This window comes from Pseudomonadota bacterium (assembly GCA_010028905.1).
Taxonomy (GTDB): Bacteria; Vulcanimicrobiota; Xenobia; order RGZZ01; family RGZZ01; genus RGZZ01.
This window is the reverse complement of record RGZZ01000416.1, coordinates 1-4,462: the sequence shown is the minus strand read 5'-3', so window position 1 is coordinate 4,462 and position 4,462 is coordinate 1. Positions and strand designations below refer to the sequence as shown.

Below are 4,462 nucleotides of genomic sequence, written 5' to 3'. Positions count from 1 at the left end.
CCCGTAGTTCGCACGTTCACGCGCTCAGAAGTAGTCCTCTTCCAGGTGCTTTTGATAGCGTAGCACGAAAGGACTAGCCTGTCCTTGCGAACTTGTGAACATGCCGGACGGTGATGGGGCGCTCTTTTCACGCGGCGGTCCGGTGGTTCCGGTTGCTGAACGTGGCTGGGGGAGGGGCGCCTGACCTGGCAGGGACCCCTTCCACCGAGCGAGTAGCCTGGAGCGATGCCGATGCAAGATCCGCTGACACTGGCGCTGCACGTGATGATGGGGCTCAGTCTGGCCGCCTGCACCGGGCTGCGGGCCTTCCTGCCGCTTCTCATCGTGGGAGGGGTGGCGCGCGCGGGCCATCTCACCCTCTCCCCCGATTTCCGCTTCCTGGCGTCAGACGCGTCCCTGCTGATCTTCGCCGTCGCCACCGTGGTGGAGATGGCGGGAGACAAGATTCCCGCCGTCGATCACGCGCTCGACGCGCTGGGCACCTTTGTGAAGCCGTTGGCCGCCACCGCGGTCTTCGTATCGGTGAACAGCGAGCTGAAACCGCTTCACGCCGTGGTGCTCGGGTTGCTCAGCGGGGGGGGCACGGCAGCGCTCTTTCATCTGAAGAAGGCCTCTGTGCGCCTGGTCTCGAGCGTGGGAACGTTCGGGCTGGGCAACCCCGTGCTCTCGATGGCGGAAGATCTGGCGTGCGGGGCTGGCGCCGTGATGAGCGTGATGGTGCCGATCCTCGCGTTCGTGATGGTGCTTTTCGTTGTGGCGATGGGGGCCTGGGCCTTGCGTCATCTGCGTGCCGCGTCTTCGTCTGCCCCTCGCCCACCGGCTTGAGCGCGAGCGACGCGCTCACGTGCGCCCACCCTTCGGACCTCTTTCTTGCGGGTTCACATAGTCATCGAACGCATGCGCCTCGCGAACGAGCAGGCTGTGATAGGTGGTGCCCGCGGTCTGCACCGCCCCTTCCACGACGAGGGCCGCGCTTCGCAGGGTCAGGCGCAGGGTCTCGAAACGGGAGGGTGCAACCGCTACGGGGAGCCGTCCGGTTTCGTCTTCAAGCACGATGAAGGTCATGCCCTTGGCCGTGGGCGGGCGCTGGAACGTTACCACCACCCCGGCCACCCGAGCCGTGGCAGGCCGTCTCCCTCGGCTCGCCCGCGCGGCCATCCCGGGGATCGCTTCGATGGGCACGACCCCACGTCGCCGCAAGGTGCCGCGATGCAGCGCAACAGGGTGACGACCCCCGCTCATCTGAAGCGTCTCGAGATCCCAACGCACGGCGCCGGCCTCTCCCAGGGCGTCGAGCGCGGGAAACAGCGCGTCGCTCTCGGCGCGTTCGAACAGCTCGAGCTGCTCGACGTGGGCGCTCGAGCGATTCCCCTCTCGCGTCTCGACGCTGCGCAGCAGCCCGAGGTGCCACAGGCTGTGGCGTCTTCCGCTCCCTTCGTCGTCGCGGGCACCGCTGGGGCCCGCGGCGTCGAACGCGCCTGCGCGGGCCAGGGAATCCCACGTCTCGGGGGTCAGCTCGACGGCCCGTCGCAGCGCCTCGAGGGTGCGGCATCGATCTCGTGCCTGCACGATGCGCTCGGCCAGCGGTTCGCTCAAGCCGCTCACCTGGGTGAGCGGGAGACGAATGGCGCCGCGCTCGACGCGATATCGCGCGTGCGAGCGCCACACATCGACCGGCAGGATGGCGATGCCCATGTGCTTCACCTCCTCGAGGACGGTGCTCAGCGGGTAGAAGCCAGGATGATGCTGCAGAACCGCCCCCATGAAGGCCGCGCCATGGTGGGCCTTGAGCCAGGCGGTCTGGTAGACGATCTGGGCGAATGCGGCTGCATGCGAGCGACAGAAGCCGTAGCCCACGAATGCCGCCACCTGGTCGAACACGGTGCTGGCCAGCGCCTCGTCGACCCCGTGGTGTCGCATCGCGCCGCCCACGAAGCGCTCACGCATGGCCTGCATGTCTCCCGGATCGCGCCACTTGCTCATGAGGCTGCGGAAGGTGTCGGCCTCATCGAGCGACATGCCCGCGAACTGGTGTGACACCTCGAGCACCTGCTCTTGATACAGGATGATGCCAAAGGTGTCGCGCAGGATGGGCTCGAGCGATGGATGCAGGCAGGTCACGGGCTGGCGGCCGGCGCGGCGCTCGACGTAGGGGTTCACCATGCCGCCTTGTAGGGGGCCGGGGCGGAACAGCGCCACCTCGGCCACCAGATCGTCGAAGTGCTGGGGCTGCACCCGTGCCAGCAGGTTCCACTGTCCTGGGCTCTCGATCTGGAACACGCTCATGGTCTTGCCGCTGCGGATGAGCTCGAAGGTGGAGGCGTCATCGAGGGGCAGCCCGTCGATGTCGATGGGGGCGCCGCCATCGAGGCAGTGCAGGTTCAGCGCCTCTGACACCACCGAGAGCGAGCGAAGGCCGAGCACATCGAACTTGATGAGGCCGAGCGATTCAACATCGTCCTTGTCGAACTGCAGCTGCCGCACGCCGCTCGCGGAGCGCTGCACGGGGCTGTGGTGGGAGAGGGGGGTGCGCGAGAGCACCATGCCGCCGTTGTGCAGGCCGATGTGGCGTGGGCAGTGGCGCAGCCCCGCCACCAGCGTGAACAGCGTGTCGAGCAGGGGAGAGGGAGGGGTGATCGCGGCGATCTCGACGCGTCGCTCATCGAGGGTGGTCAGCGAATCGTGGTTGTTGAAGCGCCGGGTGACCCGGCTGATGGTGTCGAGATCATAGCCGAGCACCTTCATCATCTCGCGCATGGCGCTGCGGGCCCGGTAGGTGATGACGGCCGCCGTCATGGCGGCGTGCTCGGCGCCGAACCGATTCTCCATCCAGGTGATGACCTCGCCTCTGCGCTCGGAGTCGAAGTCGACATCGATGTCGGGCATGCCCTTGCGCCCGCGATGCAGGAAGCGCTCGAACAGCAGGTGATGCCGGAGGGGATCGACATTGGTGATGCCCAGGCAGTAGGCGATGATGGAATTGGCCGCCGAGCCGCGGCCGGCGTGGCGGATGCCCTGCGCGCGCGCGAATGCAACCACCTCGTGCACCACCAGGAAGAACTCGCACAGGTCGAGGTCGCGCACCACCGCCATCTCGTGGGCGAGCTGGGCGCGCGCGGCGGCCTGCGCTGATGCGCTGTACCTGCGGTGAACGCCGCTGTCGCACAGCGCCTGCAGATGGGCGGCGGGGCTTGTGCCGGGGGGAAGCAGCGCGCCGGGCGGGGTGATCTCGCCGGGCAGCAGGTTCATCGTGCAGCGCTCGGCGATGCGCTCGGTGTTCGTGAATGCCTCGGCGATGTCGATGAGCCGGCGGAGCGCGCGTTCGTCCTTGATGCAGGCCTCGTCGTTCACCGGACGCTCGAGGTGCCGATCGCCCACCGTGATGCCGAGCCGCACACAGGTGAGGGCGTCGTGGCGGGGGAAGTGATCGGGCGTGGCGTAGCGCACCGCATTGGTGATGACCACCGGAAGGCGGTGCGCGGCGGCCAGGGCGGTCAGTCGGGTGACGAGCGCGCTGTCGCCGGGACGCAGGTGGTGGGTCAGCTCGACATACAGCCGTCCGGGGAAGTGCCGGGCGAGCCTGCGCAGCCACTGCTCGGCCTCGCTTCTCCGCCCGCTTCCGATGAGGGCGGAGAGCCAGCCCTCCCGCCCCCCGGTGAGACAGATGATGTCTTCGGTGTCGTGCGTGGCCAGCTGCGACAGATGCAGATGAGGGGCGTGTCGGTCGTTTGCGTGCGCGGCACTCGCGAGGGTGCACAGATGCGCGTAGCCTTGCGGGCTGCACGCCAGCAGCACCAGGGGGGCGCGGACACCGCACCCCTCGGGCGGACAGGCGTGGTGGTGTGCGGTGGACGCTTCCTGCGCCGAGGGAGACGGCGCGCTCGAGGCCTCGCCAGAGGGGTGCGCGATCAGCAGCGTCGCTCCGAAGATGGGTTTCAGGCCCTGCGCGCTCGCCGCGCGGGCGAATCGAACTGCGCCGTACACGCCGTGCAGATCGGTGATGGCTACGGCACGCTGCCCGTGAGCCGCCGCAGCACGCACGAGATCTTCTGGAGATGAAGCGCCGGCCAGGAACGAGAACCAGCTGCGCACGTGCAGATGCACCATGGGAGTGGCTCCAGCCTTCAGTCGAGGGCGCGGCTGAGCGTCCAGGGGGGAGACGCCGCTCGGGAAGGGCGAGGTTCTTCTTTTTGAGGAGAACCGCCGCGACGGAAGATCTCGAGCTGCGCCTTGTCGCACAGAACGCGGTAGTAGGTGCGTCGATCGCCCTCGAGGGCAGGGGGGTCTGTCCACCAGCGGCCGCGGTACGTCCACTGCTCGAGCACGCTGTGCACGCGATAGTGTCGGTTGCGCCAGCGCAGCGCTGTGGGGAGGCCGTTTGAGATCGTGACCTCGATGGGTTCCATGTAGAGCTTCATGCGCGTCTGCGCCTCGTGGACGAGGGCTCGGGTCGCTCTGTGCG

The 4,462-nt window shown here is 68.0% G+C and carries 3 protein-coding genes; 1 reads left to right on the top strand and 2 read right to left on the bottom strand.

Annotation, left to right across the window (positions count from 1 at the left end):
* Window positions 1-225: 225 nt before the first annotated feature.
* Entirely contained in the window at window positions 226-825 is a 600-nt protein-coding gene (locus EB084_20230; protein ID NDD30594.1) for a DUF4126 domain-containing protein, read from the top strand.
* A gap of 15 nt (window positions 826-840) precedes the next feature.
* Here EB084_20230 and EB084_20225 read toward each other — a convergent pair whose 3' ends face one another.
* Both EB084_20225 and EB084_20220 read right to left on the bottom strand, forming a co-directional pair.
* Window positions 841-4,107, bottom strand: a complete 3,267-nt coding sequence (locus EB084_20225; GenBank protein ID NDD30593.1) for a DNA polymerase III subunit alpha — start codon at window positions 4,105-4,107, stop codon at window positions 841-843.
* A 17-nt stretch (window positions 4,108-4,124) separates the two neighbouring features.
* Window positions 4,125-4,462, bottom strand: a 338-nt coding sequence (locus EB084_20220; protein NDD30592.1) for a hypothetical protein, incomplete at its 5' end; no start/stop codon positions are given.